Raw genomic sequence first — 24488 nt, 5'->3', positions numbered from 1 at the left:
CCGCAGCAATCCCTCCTCCTCGGCACCCGCATGCCCGAACGCCTCGGCACCCGCATGCCGGAAATCGCCTGGGCACCCGCATGCCAGAAACAAAGGAACCCACGATGAACAGCTCCTGCAGACAGCGTCGTCTGACCGCCGCAGCCCTGACCGTCCTGGCCGTCGCCACCGGTACCACCGCCTGCGGCTCCGGTTCGGGCGGCACCGGGACAAAGGCGGCGGACAGCGGCACGTACGCCATCTGGGACCCGTACCCGCAGTTCGACAAGGGCTCGGCCTGGGCGAAGCTGCTGGACGACTGCGGCACCGAGGCCGGGGTGAAGATCAAGCGGACCGCCTTCGACACCAGCGACCTGTCGAACAAGGCACTGCTGGCGGCGCAGCAGGACAACTCCGCGGACGTCCTCATCGTCGACAACCCCGTCGTGTCGACCCTGGCCGAGGCGGGCGTCCTCACCTCGACCGACGACAACAAGCTGGACACCTCGAAGGTGGATCCCAATCTGCTCGCGGCCGGCCAGTCGGGCGGGAAGACGTACGGCACGCCGATCGGCGCCAACACCCTCGCCCTCTACTACAACAAGAAGGTGCTGAAGGAAGCCGGCGTGGACATCGCCTCGGTCAAGGACTGGACGTCGCTGACGGCGGCGCTGGAGAAGGTCGAGAAGGCGGGCAAGAAGGGCATCACCTTCTCGGCGATCGGAACGGAGGAGGGCAGCTTCCAGTTCCTGCCCTGGTTCTGGGGCTCGGGCGCACAGCTGACCGACCTCGACTCCGCCGAGGCCGTCTCGGCGCTGACCCTGTGGAGCGACTGGGTGGAGAAGGGCTACGCGCCCAACTCGGTCATCAACAACACCCAGACGACCAGCTGGCAGGAGTTCGCGACCGGCGACTACGCCTTCGCCGAGAACGGCACCTGGCAGCTCGCGGGCGCCGAGAAGGCGGGCTTCGAGTACGGCGTCATCCCGGTCCCCGGCGCTTCCGGAGGCAATGCCGCCGCCCCGACCGGCGGCGAGTTCGTCACCATCCCCGTCCAGGGCGACACCGGCCGCTACACCACCTCGCAGAAGCTGGCGACCTGTCTGACCAGCACCGAGAACCTGTACGACACCGACACCACGCTGTCCTACGTGGCCCCCACCAGCGAGGTCCAGGGCAAGCAGGTGGCGGCGAACGCCGGGCTGAAGCCGTGGGTCGAGGCGGTGCAGGCGGCCAAGGGGCGCACCAGCGACGACCTGGGCACCAAGTACCCGAAGATCTCCGAGCAGATGTGGAAGGCCGTCCAGTCCGCCCTCAGCGGCTCGCAGTCCCCGAAGGACGCGCTGAGCGCCGCGCAGTCCGCCGTCAAGTGACGCCGGACAAGGGGCACTTGATGAGTCACACGACACAAGTGCCGCACCGCCGGCCCGTGTCCGGGCACAGCGGTACGGCCCCCGCGGCACCGCCCCGGGCACGGCGCCGTCCCGGCTCCCAGCAGTGGGCAGCCTGGGCGTTCCTCGCTCCGGTGACGCTCTACCTCGTCGTCTTCTACGCCTATCCGCTCTACCGCAACCTCGACCTGAGCCTGCGCGACTACACCGTCCGCTCCTTCGTCCAGGGCGACGCGCCGTTCACGGGCCTGGAGAACTACCGGGCCGTCCTCGACGCCCCGACCTTCGCCCCGGCGCTGCTCCACACGGTCGTCTTCACCGTCGTCTGCCTCTTCTTCCAGTACGCCATCGGCCTGGCCCTCGCGGTCTTCTTCAACCAGCACTTCCGGCTCTCCGCCACCCTGCGGGCCTTGTTCCTGGTGCCCTGGCTGCTGCCGCTGATCGTGTCGGCCTCCACCTGGTCGTGGATGCTCAACAGCGAATCCGGCCTCGTCAACGCTCTGTTGGGCATCGTGGGCATCGACCCGGTGAACTGGCTGACCTCGCCGTCCTGGTCGCTGACCTCGGTGATCATCGCCAACATCTGGATCGGCGTGCCGTTCAACCTGGTCGTGCTCCACAGCGGCCTGCAGTCCATCCCGGCGGGCCTGTACGAGGCCGCCGCCCTCGACGGGGCGGGTGCCTGGCGGCGGTTCTGGAGCATCACCTTCCCGCTGCTGCGTCCGGTGTCCGCCATCACGGTGCTCCTCGGGCTGGTCTACACGCTCAAGGTCTTCGACATCATCTGGATCATGACCAAGGGCGGTCCGGCGGAGTCGTCCACGACCTTCGCCACCTGGTCCTACCAGCTCGGTTTCGGCAACCTGGTGCCCGCCTTCGGCCCGGGCGCGGCCGTCGGCAACCTGCTCGTCGTCGCAGCCCTGGTCTTCGGCCTGATCTACGTCCGCGTCCAGAGAAAGCAGGCGCTGTCATGAGCCGAAGCGGCAAGCACCCGTGGCGGGAGACGACCGTCGGCAAGCGCACGCGGGGAGGAACCGCCCTCGGCAAGCGCGCATGGGGGAAGACGGCCATCGGCCTCCTGCTGACCGGCATCATGCTGTTCCCGGTCTACTGGATGCTCAACGTGTCCTTCACCCGCGACCAGGACATGCGCAAGAGCCCGCCCGACCTGTTCCCCGCCCACGGCACACTGGACGGCTACCGCAAGGTGCTGGACGAGCAGTTGCCCTACCTCGGCACCAGCCTCGTCATCGGCCTGGGCACCGTCGTCCTGACCGTGGCCCTGTCCGCACCCGCCGGATACGCGCTGGCCAAACTGCGCCCGCGCGGCGGTGGCATCCTCGGCTTCGTCCTGCTGGCCGCCCAGATGATCCCCGGCATCATCATGGCGATGGGCTTCTACGCCATCTACCTCAGCCTCGGTCTGCTCCAGTCGGTCCCCGGCCTCATCGTCGCCGACTCGACCCTGGCCGTCCCCTTCGCCGTACTCATCTTCACCGCGTTCATGTCCGGCATCCCCGGCGAACTGCTCCAGGCCGCGAAGACGGACGGAGCCGGGCCGCTGCGCACCTTCTGGTCGGTCGTCCTGCCGATGAGCCGCAACGCCGTCGTCACGGTGTCGCTGTTCGCGTTCCTGTGGTCCTGGTCCGACTTCGTCTTCGCCGGCACCCTCGTCAACGGCGGCGCCCACGAGCCGATCACCCTCGGCATCTACCACTACATAGGCAACAACAACCAGGAGTGGAACGCCATCATGGCCACCGCCGTCGTGGCCTCGCTGCCGGCCGCGGTGATCCTCGTCCTCGCCCAGCGCTACGTCGCCGCCGGCGTGACCGCGGGCGCGGTCAAGGACTGACCACCTCCCCGCTCGCCACGGCCCCACCGACCGTCCGCCGGACGGTCGGCGACCCCTGACCGAGAAACGAGTAACCCCTCATGACCGCCGCCCGATCCGGCCCGGCCTTCTCCGTCCACGACATCCCGTTCAGCACGTACGGATCCTGGTTCGACATCTCCCCCGTGGTGGCCGAGAAGACCCGTGCCGAGGACCTCCACCTGGTCTCGCACCAGAACGGCATGCACGCCGTCCTGCGTCTCGTGCCGCTCGACGCCGCGACGGGCGAACGGGCCGAGACCCGCGTGGAGGCGAGACCTGGGCTGCTGAGCTGGACCAGCGGGGCCGGCCGCGTCGATCTCACCTACGAGTCGCCGGACACCGTCCGCCTGCGCGGTGCGGGCCTCTCGCTGCGCGTCGCGGCGGCGGCCCGGACGCTGACCCCGTTCGGCGGCACGTACTTCTTCCACGACGCGGCCTCCGACGCGTACGTGTTCACGTCGTACGAGACCGGACGCCGCTACCGCGTCACCGTGCTCTCCGGCAGGGCGGCCGACACGTTCGGCAGTCAGGCCCTGGGCGGTGCCGACCGTGGTCTCGCCGTCGCCGCCGACACGGACGGTCCCTGGGAGATCGCGGTCGAGGAACTCGACACGGCCCGCCCGCCGTACGCGCCGACGGCGGCCTTCGACAAGATCGTGGAGGCCGCGCGCCACTCCTACGCGGACTTCGTCGACACCGTGGCCCCGTGGCGCTCGTCCGCCACCCCGGCCGCCGAACTCGCCGCCTACGTCGTGTGGTCCGCGACCGTACGCCCGGCGGGGCTGGTCACCCGGCCCGCCGTACTGATGTCCAAGCACTGGATGGACAAGGTCTGGAGCTGGGACCACTGCTTCAACGCGCTCGCCCTGGCCCCCGGGTTGCCCGACCTGGCCCGGGACCAGTTCCACCTGCCCTTCGACCACCAGGACGAGGCCGGGGCGCTGCCCGACTCGGTCACCCACTCCGAAGTCCTCCACAACTTCGTCAAACCCCCCATCCACGGCTGGGCCTTCGCCCGCCTGCGCCGTCGGCTGACCACGCCCCCGGACCGGGCGGCACTGGCCGAGACGTACGACAGGCTGGCACGTTGGACGGACTTCTGGCTCACCGCACGGCGCGCCCCCGGCGCAGCCCTGCCCCACTACCAGCACGGCAACGACAGCGGCTGGGACAACGCCACCACCTTCGACCCCGAACGCGTGGTCGTCACCGCGGACCTGGCCGCCTTCCTCGTCCTCCAGCTGCGTGAACTCGCCGAGCTGGCAACGTACTTGGGCAAGCCGGAGGAGGGCCGCCGGTGGACGCTGGCCGCCGAGGCGACCCAGGCGGCGATGCTGGACGAACTGTGGACCGGTGACCGGTTCGTCGCCCGGGGGGTCGCGAGCGGCGACACCTGGCACAGCGCCGGCCTGCTCGACCTGATGCCCATCGTGCTGGGCGAGCATCTGCCGGACGAGGTCAGCGGCGTGCTGGCCGGACGCATCGAGGCCCACCTGACCCCGTACGGCCTGGCCACCGAACTGCCGACCTCACCGCACTACCTCTCCGACGGCTACTGGCGTGGCCCGATCTGGGCCCCCGCCACGGTCCTCGTCGAGGACGGCCTGCGCCGTGGCGGCCACCACCGACTGGCCGACGAGATCAGCGCCCGCTTCCGTGCCCTGTGCGAGACCCACGGCTTCGCCGAGAACTTCGACGCCCTGACCGGAACGGGTCTGCGCGACCGCGCCTACACCTGGACCGCCAGCAGCTACCTCCTCCTCGCCGAAGCCCACGAGAATCCGCATGCGCGGGATTCCTGAGAGCCATGGCCCTTCGCGAAGACATTCATGCGGTCCGCCGGGGCCGCGCCCGCACCGTCAGGTCCCGGGCGTCTCGGCGGCCCCGCCCAACTGGTCGGACAGGCAGGCGAGATACAGAGCCATGGTCGTGCGATGGTCACGCAGTGGGCGGCCGGTGAGCTGCTCGATCTTCTGCATGCGGTAGACCACGGTGTTGCGGTGGACGTGCAGCGCCTCGGCCGCCCGCACGAGATTGAAGCCGCCCTCGCACCACGCGGTGATCGTGTCGCGGAGCACCGGCCAGTCCGGCTGGGCGCGCAGGTCGGCGGCGGTCACCGCGAGCAGCCGGCTCCGGGCGGGCTGGCCCACCGCCGCCAGGACCTGGTGGATCCGCAGATCGGAGATCAGGTGGACCGGGGCGCCGCTCGCCCCACGGGGCGTCGGGTGGGCGGGGGAGCCGTTCGTCCGCCGGGCCGTCAGATGGAGCGCGTCGCAGGCGTCCTGATAGGAGTCGTGGAGGGCGCCGAGGGAGTCGGCCGGTTCGCCGATCCCGGCGCGCGCGGTGAGGGGGCTCTGCGCGGCGATGACATCGGCGACCCGGCGGCAGTCGGCGACCAGGGACGCCGCCGGCCGGTCGGTCCGGAGCCGGTGCAGCACGCCGATCCAGCCGGGAGCCGCGGTGGCGACGATGTCCTGGGGGTCGGCGAAGACCTCGCGGACCGTGCGCAGCAGTTCCGAGCGGACCAGTGCCATGTCCCGGGCCGGTGCGCCGGGCCGACGGCTGCCCGGTTCGGCCACGGTCACCTCGAACGCCACCGCGACCCGGGGCAGCCGCAGGTCGAAGCCCAGCTCGGCGGCCCGGAAGAGCAGGAAGTCGCCCTCGACCACCTGAGGGTCGTACGAGGCGATGTCGGCGAGCAGTTTCTCGGCCGCCCGCTCGGCGAGCAGACGGGACCGCAGCATCACCGATTCCCTCAGCAGGATCTCCGTCTGACGCTTCACCAGCAGGCCGAAACGCCGCACCCGGCCGGGGGTTCCGGTGATCCCGACCGTGCCCACCGCCTGCCCGTCCGTGACCAGCGGCAGGGTGACGCCGGGGCGTACACCCCGTAGCCGCAGCGCCTGCGAGGCGCTGTGCGTGGCCGGTTCCTGGGTGCGGATCACCTCGACGGAGGCCTCGTGGAAGGTGCCGACCCGGCTGCTGTCGCCGCTGCCGATGACCATGCCCTCCGCATCGGTGATCAGCACGTTGAAACCGATGACCGCGGACGTGTCGCCGGCGATCTCCTGCGCGAGCGACGGGCTCAGCACGGGCGTTCCTCCCGTCGGGGGATGGAGCGGAGCTGGACGCACCGTACAGCGGGGCGGGTGATTCCGCCCACAAGTCCGTACGAAGCGAACAGTGACCCCTGACCGCCCCGCTCATAGCCTTTGGCCCCATCACATCCCGCCGGGGGCACACCGCGGTGAACGGCGGGTTCCTGCAGGCCGATACGGAAGGCCACGCCGATGATCCGTGTGCGTTCGCTTGTTGCCGCCCTGTCCGCGACCCTCCTGCTGTCGACCGTCGCCGCCTGTGGCGCGGACGGCGACGACGACCCGAAGAACGTCTCCGCCAAGACCGCCGCGCTGGGCACACTCACTCCCGGCGTGCTCAAGGTGGCCGTCCAGCCGTACGCGCCCTACACCAGCGTCCAGGGCGACAAGATCGTCGGGCTGGACGGCGACATCCTCAACCACGTCGCCGAGAAACTCGGCCTCACGGTCGAACCCCAGGTCACGGACTTCGCGGGCATGCTCGCCGGGGTGCAGTCCCGCCGCGTCGACATCACGATCGGCGGGGTCGCCTGGTCGGCGGACCGGCAGAAGCAGGGTCTGTTCACCGACCCGCCCTACTACTCGCCCCCGGCGATGGCCGTGCGGTCCGGCAAGACGTACAAGACCGTCGACGATCTGAAGGGCCTGGAACTCGGCACGGTCGAGGGCTATGTCTGGGTCAAGTCGATCCAGGCCGTCCCCGGTGCGAAGCTGCACGCCTATCCGGACGCCAACGGGGTCTTCGACGACCTCGGCGCGGGCCGTATCGACGTCGGGTTCCTCGACCCGCTGCTCATCATCGCGGCACAGAAGGAACGGCCGGACCTGAAGATCGACACCCAGTACATGACGCCGCCGACCGCCGCACAGGTGAAGGCGGAGCCCGACTACCAGTACTTCCAGCCCTACCAGACAGGCTTCTACCTGCCCAAGAAGGCCACCGCGCTGGAGAAGGCGATCTCCGCGGAGATCGACGCCATGTACGGCGACGGCCAACTGAAGAAGCTCGTCGAGAAGTGGGGCGGAGACCCCGAGCAGTTCCTGAAGCCCGCCGCCGATGTCGCCACCGCCCGCCGGGGCGTGGACCGGCCCCAGGACTGGACGCCGCCGTCCATCGCCCAGTGAGGGGATGACATGTCCGATCTCTCCGGCTTCTTCGAAGTCCCCTGGTCCGACTACCGGCCCGACCTGCTCGACGCGCTCGGGCGCACACTCTCCTACACGGCGGTGAGCTTCGCCGGCGCCGTGCTGCTCGGCCTGACGGTGGCCCTGCTCCGGCTGAGCAGGGCATGGCCGGCCCGTGCCGTCGCCGCCGTCTACACCGAGGTCTTCAAGAACGTCCCGCTGCTCGCCATCATCTTCCTGGCCTACTTCGGCCTCGCCTCCGCCGGGCTACGGCTGGATGTGTTCACGGCCGGCTGCCTCAGCCTCGTCGTCTTCTACGCCGCCTATCTGTCCGAGATCTTCCGGTCCGCGATCAGCGGAGTGCACGCCGGGCAGACAGAAGCCGGGGAGGCGCTGGGGCTGGGCAGGGTGGGCATCTTCGGCCACATCATCCTGCCCCAGGCCGTCCGGCAGGCGCTGCCCGGCACCAACACCATGCTGGTCGACCTGCTGAAGTCCACCTCGCTGCTCGTCACCGTCTCCGCCGCCGAGCTGATGTCCGAGGGCCGGCTCATCACCTCGGCCACCTTCCGCGCCCTCGAGGTCTACCTGGTCATCTCGGCCGTCTACTTCGCCCTCTGCTACCCCCTCTCCCAACTCCTCCTGCTCCTGGAGCGGAAGGTACGGGCGGGCGTCCCCCTGTCCCCGTGGCGACGGCGGCGGCTGCGCGCGGCCCGCGTCCTGCTCGGCGGCGACGTGATCACGAACACCGGTGTGGACACCGGCGTGAAGGAGGCGACGGCATGACCGACTCGGTCACTTCGGCGAAGACCGGCGCCGCCATTCCTCCGCCGGGCCCGGAGGCGGTCGTACGCGTCGAAGGTCTGAGCAAGTCCTTCGACGGCCGCCTGGTACTCGACGACGTCCACCTGGAGGTCCCCCGGGGCCGCATAGTGAGCGTCATCGGGCAGAGCGGCGGCGGGAAGACGACGTTGATGCGCTGCGTCAACCTGCTGGAACGCCCGGACCGGGGCACGGTCGCGGTCGCCGGCGAGGTCGTGCACCAGGGCGGCCGCACGGTCTGCCGCGACCTGGCCCGGCTCCGCCGCACCGTAGGCATGGTCTTCCAGCGGTTCCACCTCTTCCCGCACCTCACGGCCGTAGAGAACGTCGTCCTCGCCCAGCGCAAGGCGGGCGTCCCCGAACACGAGGCGCTGGACCGGGCCGTCGCACTGCTGCGCCGGGTCAACGTCGCCCACCGCGCCCTCGCCCTGCCCGACCAGCTCTCCGGCGGCGAACAGCAACGCGTCGCCATCGCGCGCGCCCTCGCCCTCACCCCCGAAGTGCTCCTCTTCGACGAACCCACGTCCTCCCTGGACCCGGAAGCGACTCGCGAGGTACTGAGCGTGATGCGGGAACTCGCCGCCGACGGCATGACCATGCTGCTGGTCACCCACGAACTGCCCTTCGCCCGCGAGGTCTCCGACCACGTCGTCTTCGTCGACGGCGGCCGCGTCGTGGAGGAGGGCAGGCCCGAGGAGGTCCTCGACCACCCGGCCCGGGCCCGCACCCGGGAGTTCCTCTCCTCCTACGGGACCGCGTCATGACCCGTGCGCCCGGTGCGGCAGGCCCGGTCGGTGACGCCCCGGTCGTGGTCGTCGGCGGTGGCGTCGTGGGGCTGTGCACGGCGTACTACCTGGCCGCCGCCGGTGTGCCGGTGGAGGTCGTCGAGCGGCGCGGTCTGGGCTCCGGGGTGTCCCGGGGCAACGCGGGCTGGGTCTGCCTCAGCCACTCGACACCCGTGCCGGCGCCGGGGGTGCTGCGCTACGCCCTGCGCTCCCTCGGCCGCCCGGACTCGCCCCTGTATCTACGGCCCTTGCCGGACCCGGCGTTCGTACGGTGGCTGTGGCGGTTCTGGCGCAGCAGTACACCGGCCGCGTTCCGGCACGGCTACGCGGCGGTCGCCGAGCTGAACCGCACCACCTTCGACCTGTTCGACGGCCTGCGTGAGGCGGGCGTCGACACGACGCTCACCCGGCCCGGCATGGTGCACGCCTTCCTGTCGCCGGCCGAGGCCCGCCATCACCTCGCGATCCAGCGGGAGATGGCGGACGGCCGCTACCCGCTGCCCGACGACGTCACCACGGGCGCCGACGCCCGTCTGCTGGACGACGCGCTGTCGACCGGGGTGCGCGCGGCGTACCTCGTCGAGGGGGAGGGGGTGGTCGATCCGGAGGCCTTCGCCCGCGCCCTCGGGGAGGCACTCGCCGCCGCCGGTGTGAAGGTCCACGAGAACGCGGAGGCCACCGGATTCCGGTCCACCGGTGGACGCGTCACCGCGCTGCGCACCGCCCAGGGCGAGATCCCCTGCTCGGCCGTCGTCGTGGCGGCCGGGATGCGTTCCCCCGGTCTGCTGCGCGCCCTGGGGAGTTCACTGCCCCTGCAGGCGGGCAAAGGCTACAGCTTCTCCGTGGACCTGGACCCGGCGCCGCGCCACACGCTGTACTTCGGCGAGCGCCGGGCCGTCGCCTCCCCGATCGGGGCGACCACGCGGATCGGCGGCACGATGGAGCTGAGCGGCAACAACAACCGTCTCGACTGGCGCCGGGTCGTCGCGGTCGCCCTCGCGAGCCGGCACTATCTGGGCCGCTGGTTCGACGATCCGGACGACCTGGTGGGCCTCATCCGTGATCCGTGGGTGGGTGGGCGGCCGTTCCTCCCGGACGGACTCCCGGTCATCGACCGCGTCCCCGGCCACGACAACGCGTACGCGGCGACCGGGCACGGGATGCTCGGGGTCACGCTGGGGCCGGTGACCGGGCACTGGCTCGCCGAGTACATCCTCACCGGCCGGCGGCCCGGCGTCCTCACGCCGTTCCGCTTCGACCGGCTGCGTTCCTGAGCGAGCTCGCCCGCGCGGTTCCCGCGCCCCTCAAGTGGCGCGGGTGTCGGACTCCGGATGTCAGGAACCCTCCCTCAGGACCTCCTCCAACGTCCCCAGCGCGGAGCGGAGTTCCGGGCCCGTGATGGTCAGTGGCGGGGCCAGCCGGATGGTCGAGCCGTGGGTGTCCTTGACCAGGATGCCCCGGTCCATGAGGCGGTGGCTGATCTCGCGGCCCGTGCCGAGCGCGGGGTCGATGTCGACGCCCGCCCACAGCCCGCGTGCCCGGAACCCGACCACCCCCTTGCCGACCAGCGCCGTCAGCCCGTCCCGCAGCAGCCCGCCCAGTTCGGCGGCCCTGAGCTGGAACTCGCCGGTCCGCAGCAGCTCGACCACCGCCGAACCGATCGCCGCGGCGAGGGGGTTGCCGCCGAAGGTCGACCCGTGCTCACCGGGCCGGAGGACGGACAGCACCTCCCGGCGGGCCACCACCGCCGACACCGGCACGATGCCGCCGCCGAGCGCCTTGCCGAGCAGCACGGCGTCGGGCAGGACATCCTCGTGCTCCACGGCGAGCGTCCGGCCGGTGCGGCCGAGGCCCGACTGGATCTCGTCCGCGATGAACAGGCAACCCGTGCGGCGGGTCAGCTCGCGGACCCCGCGCAGATAGCCGTCGTCCGGGATCAGCACGCCCGCCTCGCCCTGGATGGGCTCGATCAGCACCGCGGCCGTCGTCTCGTCGATCGCCGCCTCCAGCGCGGCGAGGTCGTTGTACGGGACCACCCGGAAGCCCGGCGTGAAGGGGCCGAAGCCGTCACGGGCCACCGGGTCCGTGGAGAAGCTGACGATCGTCGTCGTACGGCCGTGGAAGTTGTCGGCGGCGACCACGATCGTCGCCCGGTCGGCGGGGACGCCCTTCACCTCGTACGCCCATTTGCGGGCCACCTTGATCGCGCTCTCCACGGCCTCCGCGCCCGTGTTCATCGGCAGCACCATGTCCAGGCCGGTCAGCTCGGCCAGGGACTCGGCGAACTCGGCGAGCCGGTCGTTGTGGAAGGCCCGCGACGTGAGGGTGAGCGTGTCGAGCTGGCGGTGCGCGGCCTCGATCAGCACCGGGTGGCGGTGGCCGAAGTTGAGGGCGGAGTAGCCGGCCAGCATGTCCAGATAGCGGCGGCCCTCGATGTCCTCGACCCAGGCGCCCTCGGCCCGGGCGACGACCACGGGCAGCGGGTGGTAGTTGTGCGCGAGGACGGGCTCCTCGGCGCGGATGAGGTCGGCCGAGGAACGCGTACGGACGGGAGCGGTCATGAGCGGACCTCCAGGGTCACGGAGCGGATCGCCCGAGCCGGGCGGCGGGTCTCCTTCAGTCACGGGCGGATCTCCTGAGTGACGCACTTGATGCCACCGCCCGCCTTCTGGAACTCCGACAGGTCGACGGGGACGGGAACGTAGCCCTGCCGGGCCAGCTGGTCGGCGAGTTCCTTGGCGCGGGGCGAGATGAAGACATGGCGGCCGTCGGACACCGAGTTCAGGCCGAACGCCATGGCGTCGTCACGGGTGGCGATCACCGCGTCGGGATAGAGGCGGGCGAGGACCGCGCGGCTGCCGGGCGAGAACGCCTCCGGGTAGTACGCGATGTTGCCCGCGCGACCACCCGTCCCCTCGTCGAGGACGAACAACGCGGTGTCCAGATGGTAGAAGCGCGGATCCACCAGCTGGAGGCTGATCACCGGGACGCCGAAGAACTCCTGCGCCTGGCGATGGGCCTCACGGGTGGTGCGGAAGCCGGTCCCGGCGAGCAGATAGCGGCCGGTCGGCACCAGGTCGCCTTCTCCCTCGCACACCGACTCGGACCGGAACACGTCGTACCCGGCGTTCTTGAACCAGGCGTCGTACGCGGTGGACTCGGGGCGCCGCTCGGGCGCGTGGAACAGCGAGCCGAGGACCCGGCCGCCGAGGACGAGGGCACAGTTGGCCGCGAACACCATGTCGGGCAGCGCCGCCACCGGCTCCACGGTGTGCACGGTGTGGCCATGCGCCCGGTAGGCGCGGATCAGCTCCCGCCACTGATCCTGGGCGAGGTCGACGTCCACGGGGGTGTCCGGATGCATCCAGGGATTGATCGAGTACTGCACGGCGAAATGTCTGGGTTCGCAGACGAGAAAGCGCCGAAGGCGCGGCACACGGCTGTCGGGCACAGAGGGTCTCTCCGCTTCCTGCGGTGTCGGCTGGGATGACACCACGGTAGGAATCGGGACCGGCGCACGACAAGGAGCGAACGTTGCGTGTCGGCGCAGTAATGCTGCGTGTTCGGCAGGCTCAGCGCACGTTCGCTGCGTCCTGTGTCGCGCCCGCCTCCGGAGCCTCCGGCAGCAGGTGCGAGAGCACCATGTAACTGATCGTCTTCCGGATGAACGGCTCCGCGCGGATCCGCTCCAGCACCTCCTCGAAGTGCTCCACATCGACGGCCCGCACATGCAGCAGCGCGTCCGCACCGCCGGTCACCGTCATCGCCGCGGTGATCTCCGGATGGTTGCGCACGACCTCCGCCAGCCGCCGGGGCGGCGCCGCGCCCTCGCAGTACACCTCCACGTACGCCTCCGTGCGCCAGCCGAGCGCCGCCGGCTGCACCGTGGCCGTGAACCCGGTGATCACCCCCGTCTCACGCAGCCGGTCCACCCGCCGCTTCACCGCGGTGGCCGAAAGACCGACGGCCGAGCCGATCTCGGCGAAGCTGGTCCTGGCGTTCGCCATCAACGCCGTGATGATCTTCCGATCGAGCTCGTCGAACGCCGCGGACTTGCTGTTCATGCGGGCACTGTATCCAGCGAGGGGTGCCCGCGGCGCCCCTCGCGAAGGCGTCCGGCGCGCGTACATGTGCAGCCGTACGAATTACTCCTACACTCCACATTCATGCTGCGCGCCCTCGCCGTCGATGACGAGAAACCCTCCCTCGAGGAGCTGCTGTACCTGCTGAACGCGGATCCGCGGGTCGGCAGTGCCGAGGGCGCGAGCGACGCCACCGAGGCACTGCGCCGGATCAACCGCGCCATCGAATCCGGTCCCGACGGACCCGAGGCGATCGACGTCGTCTTCCTCGACATCCACATGGCCGGCCTCGACGGCCTCGACCTCGCCCGTCTCCTCACCGGCTTCGCGCGGCCCCCGCTCGTCGTCTTCGTCACCGCGCACGAGGGCTTCGCCGTCCAGGCCTTCGATCTCAAGGCCGTCGACTACGTCCTCAAGCCCGTCCGCCGGGAACGCCTCGCCGAGGCGATACGCCGGGCCGCCCAGCTCCGGGACACGGCCCCGCCGATACCGGTCCACGAACCCGACCCCGACCAGATACCCGTCGAACTCGGCGGGGTCACCCGCTTCGTCGCCGTCGACGACATCACCCACGTCGAGGCCCAGGGCGACTACGCCCGACTGCACACCCCCCAGGGCAGCCACCTCGTCCGCATCCCCCTCTCCACCCTCGAGGAGCGCTGGCGCGCACGCGGTTTCGTCCGCATCCACCGCCGCCATCTCGTCGCCCTGCGCCACGTCGGCGAGCTCCGCCTCGACGCGGGCACCGTGAGCGTCCTCGTCGGCTCGGTGGAACTCCAGGTCAGCCGCCGCCACGCCCGCGAACTGCGCGATCTGCTGATGCGCCGGACCACGAGCTGAGGACACGGCATGCCCCAGGACCCGACCGAACGGCGCGTCGTCGTCACCGGTGTGCCCCGGCGCACCCGGCGCAGCACCGGCTACCACCGCCCCCGCACCGAGATCGACGAACAGACCACCCTCGGCCACACCTACGTCCGCTCCCTCATGCGCAGCCAACTCCGCGCCGCTCTCGCCGTGTTCGCGGTCCTCGTGCTGCTGGTCGCCCCGCTGCCCCTGGTCTTCGCCGCGATGCCGGACGGCGCCGGCCTGGAATGGGCCCTCCTCGGCTTCGGCGTCTACCCGCCGCTGGTCCTCCTCGCCCGCTGGCACGTACACCGCGCCGAACGCAACGAGCAGGACCTCGTACGGCTCGTCGAGGACCGCTGAGACACCCCGTGGACGAGACGACCGGAAGCAAGACATGAACGAGAACTACGCCGTCCCCGCGGTCGCCCTCGTCGTCGTGGCGACCGTCTTCGTCGGCGCCTTCGGCCTGCGCATCTCCCGGACCACCTCCGACTTCTACGTCGCCTCCCGGACCGTCGGCCCCCGCCTCAACGCGGCCGCGATCAGCGGCGAGTACCTCTCCGCCGCCTCCTTCCTCGGCATCGCGGGCCTCGTCCTCGTCCAGGGCCCCGACATGCTCTGGTACCCGGTCGGCTACACCGCCGGCTACCTCGTCCTCCTCCTGTTCGTCGCCGCCCCGCTGCGCCGCTCCGGCGCCTACACGCTGCCGGACTTCGCCGAGGCCCGGCTCGCCTCCAAGACCGTGCGGCGGCTCGCCGGGGCCTTCGTGGTCGGCGTCGGCTGGCTCTACCTGCTGCCCCAGCTCCAGGGCGCCGGGCTGACGCTGAACGTGCTCACCGACGCGCCCGAGTGGCTCGGCGGCGTCATCGTCGCCGTCGTCGTCTCCGCCACGGTCGCCGCCGGCGGTATGCGCAGCATCACTTTCGTCCAGGCCTTCCAGTACTGGCTCAAGCTCACCGCCCTGCTGGTCCCCGCGCTCTTCCTCGTCCTCGCCTGGCAGGGCGACGGCGCCCCGCGCCACGCCTTCGACGAGCCCGCGACCTTCCGCGAACAGCGCGTCGTCCGCATCGACGAGACCCTCGACCTGAAGCTCGCGAGCCCGCTGACCGTCACCGCCTCCGGCACGATCGACGGCCGCCGCTACGACGACAGGCGTCTCGACCTGCCCACCGGCACCCACCGCATCGACCAGGGCACCCGCCTGACCTTCACCAAGGGCGACACCGTCCCCGTCGCCGACCGCGGCAGCAACGGCGGCATGTCCACCTCGCTCGCCGCGGGCCGTGAGGAACGCCCCCTGTACGCCACCTACGGGCTGATCCTCGCCACCTTCCTCGGCACCATGGGCCTGCCCCATGTCGTCGTCCGCTTCTACACCAGCCCGCACGGTGTCGCCGCCCGCCGCACCACGGTCGTCGTCCTCGGCCTGATCGGCGCCTTCTACCTCCTGCCACCGCTCTACGGGGCACTCGGCAGGCTCTACGCCCCCGACCTCACCCTCACCAGCGACGCCGACGCGGCCGTACTGCTCCTCCCGGACCGCATGATCGGCGGCCTCGGCGGCGACCTGCTCGGCGCGCTGGTCGCGGGCGGCGCGTTCGCCGCGTTCCTGTCCACCGCCTCGGGGCTGACCATGGCGGTCGCGGGTGTGCTCACCCAGGACGTCCTGCCCGCACGCGGCGTCCAGCACTTCCGCCTCGGCACGGTCCTCGCCATGGCCGTACCGCTCGTGGCGAGCGGCCTGGTCGGCGGGCTGCCGGTCGCCGACGCGGTCGGGCTCGCCTTCGCCGTGTCCGCCTCGTCCTTCTGCCCGCTGCTCGTCCTCGGCATCTGGTGGCGGCGCCTCACCCCGCCGGGCGCCGCCGCCGGCATGCTCGTCGGCGGCGGCGCGGCCCTCCTCGCGGTCGCCGCGACCATGGCCGGATACCCCGGCACCGGCACCCTGCACGCCCTGCTGGCCTGGCCCGCCCTCTGGTCCGTACCGCTCGGCTTCCTCACGATGGTCCTGGTGTCCCTGGCCACCCCCGGAAAGGTCCCGGCGGAGACACCGGCGATCCTGGCGCGCTTCCACCTCCCCGAGGAACTGGTCGGCGGCCGGACGCGCGCGGCGACCAAGGAGGTCGAACTGTGGCGGCGGTGAGATCGATCGCACGGGGACGGCGGTGCGGATCGGCGGGAGGGAACCCGAGCGCGGTGAGCGGTGTACCACATGCAGGAGGTGAGCGATGAGCGGTGAAGTGAGTGGGTTCCTGGCGGGGTTCTTCGTGGCCGTGCTCCCGCTGCTCGCGGCCGGGTTCTGGCTCGGCCGCCGTACCGCACGGCCCCGCAGCAGCCTCGGCGGGCTCGGCACGCCCGTCGAGCACGCCACCTTCCAGACCCTGCACACCGCCACGCTCGCCGCGCCCCCGCTGCGTGCCGGCCTCACCGAGGAGACGGCCCGCAGATCCGCCAAACGGCTGCGCACCCTGCTCGGCACGGACGCGCTCTGCCTCACCGACCACGAGTCGGTCCTCGCCTGGGAGGGCGTGGCGGAGCACCACCGCGCCGAGATCATGGGACGGCTGGCGGGCCCCCTGGAAACCGGCCGGGGCGAGGCCTTCCGGCTGACCTGCGACATCCTCGACTGCCCGGTGCGCTGGGCTGTCGTCGCCCCCCTCACCGTCGACGACCGCGTCCACGGGGCGCTCGTCGCCTGCGCGCCGCATGAGTCCGCCGTCCTCGTACGAGCCGCGGGGGAGGTCGCCCGCTGGGTCTCCGTACAGCTCGAACTGGCCGACCTGGACCAGTCCCGCACCCGGCTGATCGAGGCCGAGATCAAGGCCCTGCGCGCCCAGATCTCCCCGCACTTCATCTTCAACTCGCTCGCGGTGATCGCCTCGTTCGTCCGCACCGACCCCGAGCGTGCCCGCGAACTCCTCCTGGAATTCGCCGACTTCACCCGCTACTCGTTCCGCAGGCACGGCGACTTCACCACGCTCGCCGACGAACTCCACGCGATAGACCACTACCTTGCGCTGGTCCGGGCCCGTTTCGGCGACCGCCTCTCGGTCACGCTCCAGATAGCCCCCGAGGTCCTGCCGGTCACCCTGCCCTTCCTCTGCCTCCAGCCCCTGGTGGAGAACGCGGTGAAACACGGACTCGAAGGCAGGACTGTGAATGCCGCAGGCAAGAGCCACATCAGCATCACCGCCCAGGACGCGGGCGCCGAGGCACTCGTCGTCATCGAGGACGACGGCGTCGGCATGGACCCCGTGGTGCTCCGCCGCATCCTCGCCGGCGAGAGCAGCCCCTCGGGAGGCATAGGCCTCAGCAACGTCGACGAGCGGCTCCGCCAGGTGTACGGCGACGACCACGGCCTCGTCATCGAGACCGCGGTCGGCGCGGGCATGAAGATCACCGCCCGGCTGCCCAAGTACCAGCCGGGCGTACATCCGGACGGGGGAATTCCCCGGGACTGAGGGACACCGCGCGTGAGCCTCAGGTGCGCGACGCCACCATCCCCAGCGTCAGCAGACCCAGGACGACCCATCCGAACCACAGCCAGCCGTTGCTACCGAGCGCCACCGAGTAGGCCGTCACCACGACCAGCCCACCGAGGGTGAGCACCCCCATGGCCTTCGTCGAACCGGGCATCGCAACACCCTTTCTCAGGCTTCTTCTCCCTCCATGGTGCCCCCACTGGCGGAAATGACAGTGCAGACGACGTAACGTGCGCCTTTTTTCCAGCCGTCCTCGCTGATCCAGGAGCCGGACAGGACACGGCTCGGCTCATACCCGTAGTCCTGTGGCCGCACTTCCTTCGCACAGGCCTCGGAGGCGGTCCCGTATGCCTTCGCATAGGTGGTCTGCGGGCTCATCTCCAGGAATCCGAGCACCTTCTGCCGGTGTCGCTCCTGGCACGAGACGAGCTTGGCCTTGTTCTCGTTGATGGTGTCGAGACAGTCCTGCTTCTGCAGGGTGGCCGTGTCGTTGAACACCGTGCCCAGCTTGCGATGGTGACCTATCGGCCCGTACACCGGCCTGCGTTCGCCCATCAGGAGACAGGCGACGCGGTGTCCGGCGGCGTCGAAGCCGTCGGTGGACGGCACGACCGCATAGGTGCGGATGTCCACGAGCTTCTCGCGGGCCTCCTGGGTGAGCTGCTCGCACCGCGTGACTCCGCTCGCGCGGGCGTCCTCGGCCGACGACGCCTCGTAGAACGCCATGACCTGACCGTCCGTGCCGGTGCTCTCACAGCGCGGCAGGACCCTGAGCCGAGGCGTGTCGGCGAACGGCGTGTCCTTCCAGGTGGCGTCCACGCAGTCGCCGTCCCGCAGTGGCTCCGCCAGCCCCACGGCCTTCCCGTACGGCAGCGCCTGACCCCCGGTGTCACCGCTGCCGTCCAGCCCGCCCGGCAGGTCCTTCATGTTCCCCATGGCGTACCAGGTGCCGCCGACCACGAGGGCCAGGCCGAGGGTGGTGGCCATGCCCGCGAGGAGGGCCCGGCTGCGGTGCCGACGGCGGCGCCCACCGGATCGGGTGCCGGTGGTGCGCGGGGGAGGACCGAAGCCCTCCGCGCCGGACGTCCGGTGCTCGGCCGGGGACCAGGCGTCCTGACCGCCGTGCCGGGCCGACGGCGCGTACCACGGTGTCTCGTGCGGTACCCGCGAAGCGATGATCTCGGGCTCCGCCGTGTGCGTCGGCTCGCTCGCCCATTGCGGTTGCGAGCCCAGGTCGGGCTCGGTACGGGGGTGGGCCTGGGGTGTGACGATCGCGGAGAGCGCGGCCTCGGTCTCGACGGCGGTGATCCGGTGCACGGGGTCCTTGGCGAGCATGGCGGCCAGCACCGGCTCCAGCGCGCCCGCCCGCAGCACGGGGCGAGGTTCCTCCAGCACGACCGCCGTCAGCGCCGCGATCTCCGAGTCGCGGTCGAAGGGCCCGTACCCCTCGACGGCGTAGTACAGCGTGCAGCCCAGCGAGAACAGGTCGGTGGAGGCGGTCGGCGGCCCGCCCTGGGCCCGCTCGGGCGCCAGATATCCGGCGGTCCCGACCAGGACGTGCGTACGTGTGTACCGGGTCTCCTGGGTGTCGGGCTGGACGGAGATGCCGTAGTCGGTGAGGAGGACGCGCGCGTACGGCGATCCGGTGCGGTCCGGGGCGAGCAGGATGTTGGCCGGCTTGACGTCCCGGTGCATGATGCCGCGCTCGTGCCCGGCGGTCAGCGCGTCCAGCACGGCGAGTCCGATCCGGGCGCACTCGGCGGGCGCGAGGGGGCCGCGCTGGGTGACGAGCGCCTTCAGGTCGAGGGCGCCCGGCACGTACTCCATGACGATCCACGGCAGTTCGTCGTGCTCCAGGACGTCGTGCACGGTGACGACGTTCGGGTGGTGGCGCAGCCCGGCGGCGTGCCGGGCCTCGGCGCGGGCGCGGGCCACCCGGGCCGTGCGCTCCCGCTCGGCCTCGCCCGGATTGCGGAACACGATCTCCTTGAGCGCCACCTCGCAGTCCAGCTGGCGGTCGTGCGCCAGCCAGACATGGCCCATGCCCCCGCTGCCCAGCCGGTTCAGCAGGAGGTAGCGGTCGGCGATGACCCGGCCGACCCCCGAATGCGGTGCTCCTGACTGCATCGGTCACTCCCAGGGTTCAGATCCACACGGACTGGGCCGGTTCCTCGACGGGATCGCCCGGGTCTCCCGGATCACCCGAATCGCTCGGATCCCCCGGACCCCCGGGGTTGTCGGACGGCGGATCGCTGGGTGGCTCGGGGGCGCTCGACGTCGGGGTGTCGGTGGGCGGGCCGCTGTCCGCCGGCGGGGTCGGATCGGGGTCGGGAGTCGGCGGCGGTGTACTCGACCTGGTGGGGCTGGGCGGTGTCGAAGGAACGGTGGGGGTGGAGGTGGGCGTGGGGGTGGGGTCCGATGACGGCTTCTCGGAGGTCCTGGACGGCGACGGTGTCAGCGACGTGCCGCCCGTGGGCGGGGGAGTGGTCTCGTCCGTCGGCGACGATCCGCCGTCCGTCGGTTCGGATCCTCCGCCGGAGGGCGTCGTGTTCTGGTCCGTCGGCGTCGACTCGCTCCCCGACGGCGACCCACCCGACGACGAGCCGTCCGTGTCCGAGGGCCCGGTCGAGCTCGGACCCGTCCCCGGGGAGCCGGAATCAGAGCCGGAGCCGGACCCGGAGCCGGGTTCGGAGTCGGCCCCCGGATCGTCCGTGCTCTCCTCGGACGACGCGCCCGGCCAGTCCACGTGCAGCGCCACCGCGGCACCGAACTCCAGCTGGGCGCCCGGCCCGGGGCTCGACCCGGTCACCGGCGCGTCCCCCGGCGGCATCCCGTCCCCGGCGACCGTCACCGCCAGGCCCTTGTCCGCCATGGCCGCGCCGGCCTCGCCGAAGGTCATCCCCCGCACCGACGGCACGGCCTGCCGCGCACGCGTGTCGAACGTCTTGTCGGACTCGCCTGTGGTGCCGACCTCCCGGCTGATGCCCTGGTCCGGGTCCTCGACGTCGACGAGCTTGATCTCCTTCAGCTGCCCGGGCGCGGGCTTGACGACGACCATCGCGGACTCGTCGTAGCCGTCCCACCGCACGTTGTCCCCGGCGAACTCCACCTTGATGTCGTCGGGGTCATCGTCGAAGGCGCGCAGCGGATTTCCGCAACTGCACTTCACGGCGGGCAGGCCCTGCTCGTCGACCAATACCGCGATACCGGCTTCCAGCAGCGCGTCGAAGGGGACGGCCTTGCCCTTCTTGTAGTCGTGGTTCTTCACGAGGGTGTCGTGGCGCAGGAGAACGGGTGTGAGTTCGTCGAGATAATCCCCGATGCCGTCGACATTGATGCCGACGATCCGAGCCCATTCCTGAGCCTTATTCTTGTTCTCGGGAGCGGTGAGGAAATCCTCCAGCTTGCGGACGTCGCAGACCTTCGGCTTCTGCGTTCCCCCGTACAGGCCGGGCGTGTTGCCCTGCTGCAGACCGCTGTGCGGCTCCAGGGACCTGAGGTCGGGCTCGTCCCGGCCCAGCTGTTCGCCCTCGTCGAAAAAGGGTGCGAGGGACGGCACCCCCGCGGCGACCGCCTTCACGGCGAGTATCGACGGGGCCGAGTCGCCGCAGCCACTGAGGATCGCCACGCCCACCAGCAGGACCGCGATCCTCCGGGCCGCCGATTTCCCCGCCTTTCGCAAACACGTTCGCAAGCATGCGTGAATTGTCATGACCGCTCCCCCCGGCGGTTTCCCCCGTCACCCCGCAGAGCGGAAGCGGGGCTCACGCATCATGCTACTGAAGGGCAAAGCCTTCGAGTCAAGGAAAAAAAGAGGAGTTCGGTCATGTGGCCAAAGAAAAGAATTGGGGCACGGCGAAGAAATGTGGCTCAGCGACTACGTGCGTTGAGTGAGGCCAGATAGGCGTTGTACGCCTCGAGTTCCTTGTCGCCGTTCCGGTCGGCCGCGCGGTCCTCCCGCTTGGCCTGCCGCTGCTCGGAGCCGTACCACTGGAAGAGCAGCGCGAGCAGCACCAGCACCGAGGGGATCTCGCTGAACGCCCAGGCGATGCCGCCGGCCGCGTTCTGGTCGGCGAGCGCGTCGATACCGAGGGAGGCGGGCGGGTTCTCGTACGTCTTCACCATCGGCGTGGACGCCATCATCAGCGCGATGCCGAAGAACGCGTGGAACGGCATGCCCGCGAACAGCTCCAGCATCCGCATCAGATAACCCGGCCGGTGCGGCCCCGGGTCCACGCCCATGATCGGCCAGAAGAAGAACAGACCCACCGCGAGGAAGTGCGTCATCATCACGATGTGCCCCGGCTTCGACCCCATCAGGAAGTCGAACATCGGGGTGAAGTACAGCGCGTACAGGCTCGCGATGAACATCGGGATCGTGAACGCCGGGTGCGTGACGATCTTCATGTACCAGCTGTGCAGGAACATCAGCAGCAGCTCACGCGGCCCCTTCCGCCCCTTGCCCGCCACCGGCAACGCCCGCAGCGCCAACGTGATCGGCGCGCCCAGCAACAGCAGGATCGGCGCCAGCATGCTGATCACCATGTGCTGCACCATGTGCACGCTGAACATGACCATGCCGTAGTCGTTCAGGCCGGTACACGTCACCAGCATCACCAGCAGCACACCGAGAACGAACGCGACCGTACGCCCCACCGGCCACTTGTCCCCCCGCCGCACGAGCCGCACGAACCCCCACGCGTACAGCGCCAGCGCCACCAGACAGGCCACCAGGAAGAACGGGTCAGCCGACCATGCGAGCCCCCGTCCGAGGGTGAAGGGCGAAAGCCCCATACCGTGCCCGCTGTGGTCCATCCGCCGGCTCCTGCTTCGTGGGGGGTTGTGCTGTCTGTCCGCCCCCAGACTAGAACCGCCCCCGGTCACGATCACGACCGGGGGCACGGGAGCCAACCTCAGAGGCGCGGGGCTGTGTTCGATATGCGGCTCCGCCGCGTGGGCGCGACCAGCCACAGACCACCCGCACCCGCCTAGCAGTTACAGCACGCACTCCGCTTCGGCGTACCGCTCCTCCGGCACCGTCTTCAGCGTCTCGACCGCCTCGGCCAGCGGCACCATCTCGATGTCCGTCCCCCGAAGCGCGGTCATCTTCCCGAACTCCCCCCGGTGCACCGCTTCCACCGCATGCCACCCGAACCGAGTCGCCAGCACCCGGTCGTACGCGGTCGGTGTACCACCCCGCTGCACATGCCCCAGGATCACCGGCCGAGCCTCTTTCCCGAGCCGCGTCTCCAGCTCGACGGACAGTTGCCGGGCGATCCCGGCGAACCGCTCGTGCCCGTAGATGTCCTTGCCGCCCTCGTCGAACTCCATCGACCCGGCCCTCGGCTTGGCCCCCTCCGCCGCCACGACGATCGCGAACCGCTTGCCCGCCGAGAACCGCTCGGCCACCTTCGTGGCCAACTCCTCGATGTCGAAGGGCCGTTCCGGTACGACGATGGCGTGCGCGCCGGCCGCCATGCCGGAGTGGAGCGCGATCCACCCGGTGTGGCGGCCCATGACCTCCACGACCAGGACGCGCTGGTGGGACTCGGCGGTCGTCTTCAGCCGGTCCAGGGCCTCGGTGGCGACCCCCACGGCCGTGTCGAAGCCGAACGTGACGTCCGTCACCGCGATGTCGTTGTCGATGGTCTTCGGCACACCCACGATCGGCAGGCCGCTGTCCGACATCAGCCGGGCCGCCTTGAGCGTGCCCTCACCGCCGATGGGGATGATCGCGTCGAGGCCGAGCTCCTCGACATGGCCCTTCGCCCGCGTCACACCGTCCCGCAGATGCGAGGGCTGGACCCGGGAGGAACCGAGGATCGTGCCGCCGCGGGCCAGGATGCCGGCCACCGCGTCGAGGTCGAGCTTGAGGTAGTCGCAGTCCAGAAGACCTTTCCAGCCGTCCCGGAAGCCGATGACCTCGTCGCCGTGGTCGACGACGGCACGGTGCACCACGGACCGGATGACGGCGTTCAGCCCGGGGCAGTCGCCGCCGGACGTGAGGACACCAATGCGCATAGCCCGAATACCTTCTCGACGTGGGCCGGGGACCGGACCGCGTTGTCCGGCTGGAATCCCCGCCACCCTACCGGCGGCAGGGGGCGGGGCCGTAGCGGGCGTCCGCCTGCTGGACGGCCCCGCACAGGTGAGCGGAGGCCTGGTCAGACGGGCTTTCACACGTGAGCGGAGGTGCTGTCATACGGGCTTTCGTACGGGCACTGAGGAACCGTTTCTCAGGCTCCTCGGCCCGCCGCACGGACCGCGTTACGCGGGCTGTGTCGCCGCCGAGATCCGCTCGTTGCGGAGCGCCTCGAACCAGCGGTCGTCGGTCGGCGGCAGCGCGTTCACATCGAGCGCCAGCTTCAGCAGCAGGTCGGCGATCTGCGGGTTCCGCGCGAGCACCGGCCCGTGCATGTACGTGCCGAACACGGTGTCGTTGTACGCGCCCTCCGTGCCGTCGCCCGTGCCGTTGCCCTTGCCGAGCCGCACGTTCGCGAACGCGCGGGCGGTGGGGCCGAGGTGGGTGATGCCCTGGTGGTTCTCGAAGCCGGTCAGCGGGGGCAGGCCGAGGCGCGGGTCGATGTCCCCGAGGACGTCGCCGACGCACCGCTCGCCCTCGCCGCGGGTCGTGGTCACGTCGAGCAGGCCGAGGCCCGGCTCGCGCTGTCCGAGGTCGTTGACGAACTCGTGGCCGAGGATCTGGTAGCCGGCGCACACCGCGAAGACGATCGCGCCGTTCTCCACCGCCCGGTACAGGTGCGCGTCGCGGCGCAGCCGCTCGGCGGCGAGCCGCTGCGGACGGTCCTCGCCGCCGCCGATCAGGTAGATGTCGCCGGAGGTCGGGATCGGCTGGTCGCTGCGCACGTCCAGCCGCGCCACGTCCAGGCCGCGCTGCCGCGCCCGGCGCTCCACGACGAGGACGTTGCCCTGGTCGCCGTAGGTGCTGAGCAGGTCCGGGTAGACCCAGACGATCCGCAGGCTGTTGTCGCTCATGAAGTC

General features: G+C 70.8%; 22 protein-coding genes. 12 read left to right on the top strand and 10 right to left on the bottom strand.

Annotation, left to right across the window (positions count from 1 at the left end; genetic code table 11):
• The first annotated feature begins 104 nt into the window (after positions 1 to 104).
• From JIX55_RS08900 to JIX55_RS08885, 4 genes are all read left to right on the top strand, one after another.
• The gene (locus tag JIX55_RS08900) at positions 105 to 1352 is read left to right on the top strand and encodes a sugar ABC transporter substrate-binding protein (RefSeq protein WP_257562759.1); all 1248 of its coding nucleotides are present in this window, start codon (positions 105 to 107) and stop codon (positions 1350 to 1352) included.
• 20 nt (positions 1353 to 1372) lie between these two features.
• Entirely contained in the window at positions 1373 to 2344 is a 972-nt protein-coding gene (locus JIX55_RS08895) for a carbohydrate ABC transporter permease (protein ID WP_257562758.1), read from the top strand.
• Between the two features lie 119 nt (positions 2345 to 2463).
• Positions 2464 to 3225 carry a carbohydrate ABC transporter permease gene (locus JIX55_RS08890; protein ID WP_257569267.1) on the top strand — a complete coding sequence of 254 codons (762 nt, stop codon included), beginning with the start codon at positions 2464 to 2466 and terminating at the stop codon, positions 3223 to 3225.
• Between the two features lie 80 nt (positions 3226 to 3305).
• Positions 3306 to 5048 (top strand): amylo-alpha-1,6-glucosidase, encoded by a 1743-nt coding sequence (locus tag JIX55_RS08885; protein ID WP_257562757.1) that lies wholly within the window; start codon positions 3306 to 3308, stop codon positions 5046 to 5048.
• 57 nt (positions 5049 to 5105) lie between these two features.
• Here the strand turns inward: JIX55_RS08885 and JIX55_RS08880 are convergent, their stop codons facing one another.
• A complete protein-coding gene (locus JIX55_RS08880) occupies positions 5106 to 6338 on the bottom strand; it encodes a CdaR family transcriptional regulator (RefSeq protein ID WP_257562756.1) in 1233 nt (410 codons plus the stop codon).
• A 198-nt stretch (positions 6339 to 6536) separates the two neighbouring features.
• On the opposite strand from JIX55_RS08880, the gene JIX55_RS08875 reads away from it, so the two are divergent.
• From JIX55_RS08875 to JIX55_RS08860, 4 genes are read left to right on the top strand one after another with little or no spacing between them, the layout of a single operon-like run.
• Positions 6537 to 7469, top strand: a complete 933-nt coding sequence (locus JIX55_RS08875; RefSeq protein ID WP_257562755.1) for a substrate-binding periplasmic protein — start codon at positions 6537 to 6539, stop codon at positions 7467 to 7469.
• A gap of 9 nt (positions 7470 to 7478) precedes the next feature.
• Positions 7479 to 8255 carry an amino acid ABC transporter permease gene (locus tag JIX55_RS08870; protein ID WP_257562754.1) on the top strand — a complete coding sequence of 259 codons (777 nt, stop codon included), beginning with the start codon at positions 7479 to 7481 and terminating at the stop codon, positions 8253 to 8255.
• On the top strand, positions 8252 to 9055 hold the full coding sequence (locus tag JIX55_RS08865) for an amino acid ABC transporter ATP-binding protein (RefSeq protein ID WP_257562753.1): 804 nt from the start codon (positions 8252 to 8254) through the stop codon (positions 9053 to 9055). The genes JIX55_RS08870 and JIX55_RS08865 overlap by 4 nt, the downstream gene beginning before the upstream one ends.
• Positions 9052 to 10350: an NAD(P)/FAD-dependent oxidoreductase gene (locus JIX55_RS08860; RefSeq protein ID WP_257562751.1), complete on the top strand. Its 1299-nt coding sequence runs from the start codon at positions 9052 to 9054 to the stop codon at positions 10348 to 10350. Before JIX55_RS08865 ends, JIX55_RS08860 begins: the two co-directional genes overlap by 4 nt.
• Positions 10351 to 10410: 60 nt before the next feature.
• Here the strand turns inward: JIX55_RS08860 and rocD are convergent, their stop codons facing one another.
• The 3 genes from rocD to JIX55_RS08845 form a co-directional block, all read right to left on the bottom strand.
• Entirely contained in the window at positions 10411 to 11637 is a 1227-nt protein-coding gene (gene rocD / locus JIX55_RS08855; RefSeq protein WP_257562750.1) for an ornithine--oxo-acid transaminase, read from the bottom strand.
• Positions 11638 to 11696: 59 nt separating this feature from the next.
• A complete protein-coding gene (ddaH, locus tag JIX55_RS08850; protein ID WP_257562749.1) occupies positions 11697 to 12527 on the bottom strand; it encodes a dimethylargininase in 831 nt (276 codons plus the stop codon).
• Between the two features lie 121 nt (positions 12528 to 12648).
• Positions 12649 to 13140, bottom strand: coding sequence for an Lrp/AsnC family transcriptional regulator (locus JIX55_RS08845; RefSeq protein WP_257562748.1), 492 nt, complete (start codon positions 13138 to 13140; stop codon positions 12649 to 12651).
• Positions 13141 to 13242: 102 nt separating this feature from the next.
• On the opposite strand from JIX55_RS08845, the gene JIX55_RS08840 reads away from it, so the two are divergent.
• The 4 genes from JIX55_RS08840 to JIX55_RS08825 all read left to right on the top strand — a co-directional run bounded on the left by JIX55_RS08840 (position 13243) and on the right by JIX55_RS08825 (position 17465).
• Positions 13243 to 13998, top strand: a complete 756-nt coding sequence (locus tag JIX55_RS08840) for a LytR/AlgR family response regulator transcription factor (protein WP_257562747.1) — start codon at positions 13243 to 13245, stop codon at positions 13996 to 13998.
• A gap of 9 nt (positions 13999 to 14007) precedes the next feature.
• On the top strand, positions 14008 to 14367 hold the full coding sequence (locus JIX55_RS08835; RefSeq protein WP_257548294.1) for a hypothetical protein: 360 nt from the start codon (positions 14008 to 14010) through the stop codon (positions 14365 to 14367).
• A 34-nt stretch (positions 14368 to 14401) separates the two neighbouring features.
• Positions 14402 to 16147: a sodium/solute symporter gene (locus JIX55_RS08830; protein ID WP_257562745.1), complete on the top strand. Its 1746-nt coding sequence runs from the start codon at positions 14402 to 14404 to the stop codon at positions 16145 to 16147.
• Positions 16148 to 16244: 97 nt separating this feature from the next.
• Positions 16245 to 17465 carry a sensor histidine kinase gene (locus tag JIX55_RS08825; RefSeq protein ID WP_257569266.1) on the top strand — a complete coding sequence of 407 codons (1221 nt, stop codon included), beginning with the start codon at positions 16245 to 16247 and terminating at the stop codon, positions 17463 to 17465.
• 19 nt (positions 17466 to 17484) lie between these two features.
• Here the strand turns inward: JIX55_RS08825 and JIX55_RS08820 are convergent, their stop codons facing one another.
• From JIX55_RS08820 to JIX55_RS08795, 6 genes are all read right to left on the bottom strand, one after another.
• Positions 17485 to 17640 (bottom strand): hypothetical protein, encoded by a 156-nt coding sequence (locus tag JIX55_RS08820; protein ID WP_257562743.1) that lies wholly within the window; start codon positions 17638 to 17640, stop codon positions 17485 to 17487.
• Positions 17641 to 17654: 14 nt separating this feature from the next.
• The gene (locus tag JIX55_RS08815; RefSeq protein ID WP_257562741.1) at positions 17655 to 19613 is read right to left on the bottom strand and encodes a serine/threonine-protein kinase; all 1959 of its coding nucleotides are present in this window, start codon (positions 19611 to 19613) and stop codon (positions 17655 to 17657) included.
• A gap of 16 nt (positions 19614 to 19629) precedes the next feature.
• Positions 19630 to 21114 (bottom strand): PASTA domain-containing protein, encoded by a 1485-nt coding sequence (locus JIX55_RS08810; RefSeq protein ID WP_257562740.1) that lies wholly within the window; start codon positions 21112 to 21114, stop codon positions 19630 to 19632.
• Positions 21115 to 21356: 242 nt separating this feature from the next.
• Positions 21357 to 22301 carry a cytochrome c oxidase assembly protein gene (locus JIX55_RS08805; RefSeq protein WP_257562738.1) on the bottom strand — a complete coding sequence of 315 codons (945 nt, stop codon included), beginning with the start codon at positions 22299 to 22301 and terminating at the stop codon, positions 21357 to 21359.
• Positions 22302 to 22481: 180 nt separating this feature from the next.
• Positions 22482 to 23507: a 6-phosphofructokinase gene (locus JIX55_RS08800; protein ID WP_257562737.1), complete on the bottom strand. Its 1026-nt coding sequence runs from the start codon at positions 23505 to 23507 to the stop codon at positions 22482 to 22484.
• A 246-nt stretch (positions 23508 to 23753) separates the two neighbouring features.
• Complete coding sequence (locus JIX55_RS08795; protein WP_257562736.1) at positions 23754 to 24482, bottom strand: type 1 glutamine amidotransferase; 729 nt, start codon at positions 24480 to 24482, stop codon at positions 23754 to 23756.
• Positions 24483 to 24488: the final 6 nt, after the last annotated feature.

This window comes from Streptomyces sp. DSM 40750, assembly GCF_024612035.1.
Lineage (GTDB): Bacteria > Actinomycetota > Actinomycetes > Streptomycetales > Streptomycetaceae > Streptomyces.
This window is presented reverse-complemented; position numbering and strand designations above follow the sequence as displayed.

Bases quoted from the DNA above. Each gene is read 5' to 3' on its own strand.
- JIX55_RS08900 (WP_257562759.1), top strand. From the start codon at position 105: ATGAACAGCTCCTGCAGACAGCGTCGTCTGACCGCCGCAGCCCTGACC.
- JIX55_RS08895 (WP_257562758.1), top strand. From the start codon at position 1,373: ATGAGTCACACGACACAAGTGCCGCACCGCCGGCCCGTGTCCGGGCAC.
- JIX55_RS08890 (WP_257569267.1), top strand. From the start codon at position 2,464: ATGCTGTTCCCGGTCTACTGGATGCTCAACGTGTCCTTCACCCGCGAC.
- JIX55_RS08885 (WP_257562757.1), top strand. From the start codon at position 3,306: ATGACCGCCGCCCGATCCGGCCCGGCCTTCTCCGTCCACGACATCCCG.
- JIX55_RS08875 (WP_257562755.1), top strand. From the start codon at position 6,537: ATGATCCGTGTGCGTTCGCTTGTTGCCGCCCTGTCCGCGACCCTCCTG.
- JIX55_RS08870 (WP_257562754.1), top strand. From the start codon at position 7,479: ATGTCCGATCTCTCCGGCTTCTTCGAAGTCCCCTGGTCCGACTACCGG.
- JIX55_RS08865 (WP_257562753.1), top strand. From the start codon at position 8,252: ATGACCGACTCGGTCACTTCGGCGAAGACCGGCGCCGCCATTCCTCCG.
- JIX55_RS08860 (WP_257562751.1), top strand. From the start codon at position 9,052: ATGACCCGTGCGCCCGGTGCGGCAGGCCCGGTCGGTGACGCCCCGGTC.
- rocD (WP_257562750.1), bottom strand. From the start codon at position 11,637: ATGACCGCTCCCGTCCGTACGCGTTCCTCGGCCGACCTCATCCGCGCC.
- JIX55_RS08845 (WP_257562748.1), bottom strand. From the start codon at position 13,140: ATGAACAGCAAGTCCGCGGCGTTCGACGAGCTCGATCGGAAGATCATC.
- JIX55_RS08840 (WP_257562747.1), top strand. From the start codon at position 13,243: ATGCTGCGCGCCCTCGCCGTCGATGACGAGAAACCCTCCCTCGAGGAG.
- JIX55_RS08835 (WP_257548294.1), top strand. From the start codon at position 14,008: ATGCCCCAGGACCCGACCGAACGGCGCGTCGTCGTCACCGGTGTGCCC.
- JIX55_RS08830 (WP_257562745.1), top strand. From the start codon at position 14,402: ATGAACGAGAACTACGCCGTCCCCGCGGTCGCCCTCGTCGTCGTGGCG.
- JIX55_RS08820 (WP_257562743.1), bottom strand. From the start codon at position 17,640: ATGCCCGGTTCGACGAAGGCCATGGGGGTGCTCACCCTCGGTGGGCTG.
- JIX55_RS08815 (WP_257562741.1), bottom strand. From the start codon at position 19,613: ATGCAGTCAGGAGCACCGCATTCGGGGGTCGGCCGGGTCATCGCCGAC.
- JIX55_RS08805 (WP_257562738.1), bottom strand. From the start codon at position 22,301: ATGGACCACAGCGGGCACGGTATGGGGCTTTCGCCCTTCACCCTCGGA.
- JIX55_RS08800 (WP_257562737.1), bottom strand. From the start codon at position 23,507: ATGCGCATTGGTGTCCTCACGTCCGGCGGCGACTGCCCCGGGCTGAAC.
- JIX55_RS08795 (WP_257562736.1), bottom strand. From the start codon at position 24,482: ATGAGCGACAACAGCCTGCGGATCGTCTGGGTCTACCCGGACCTGCTC.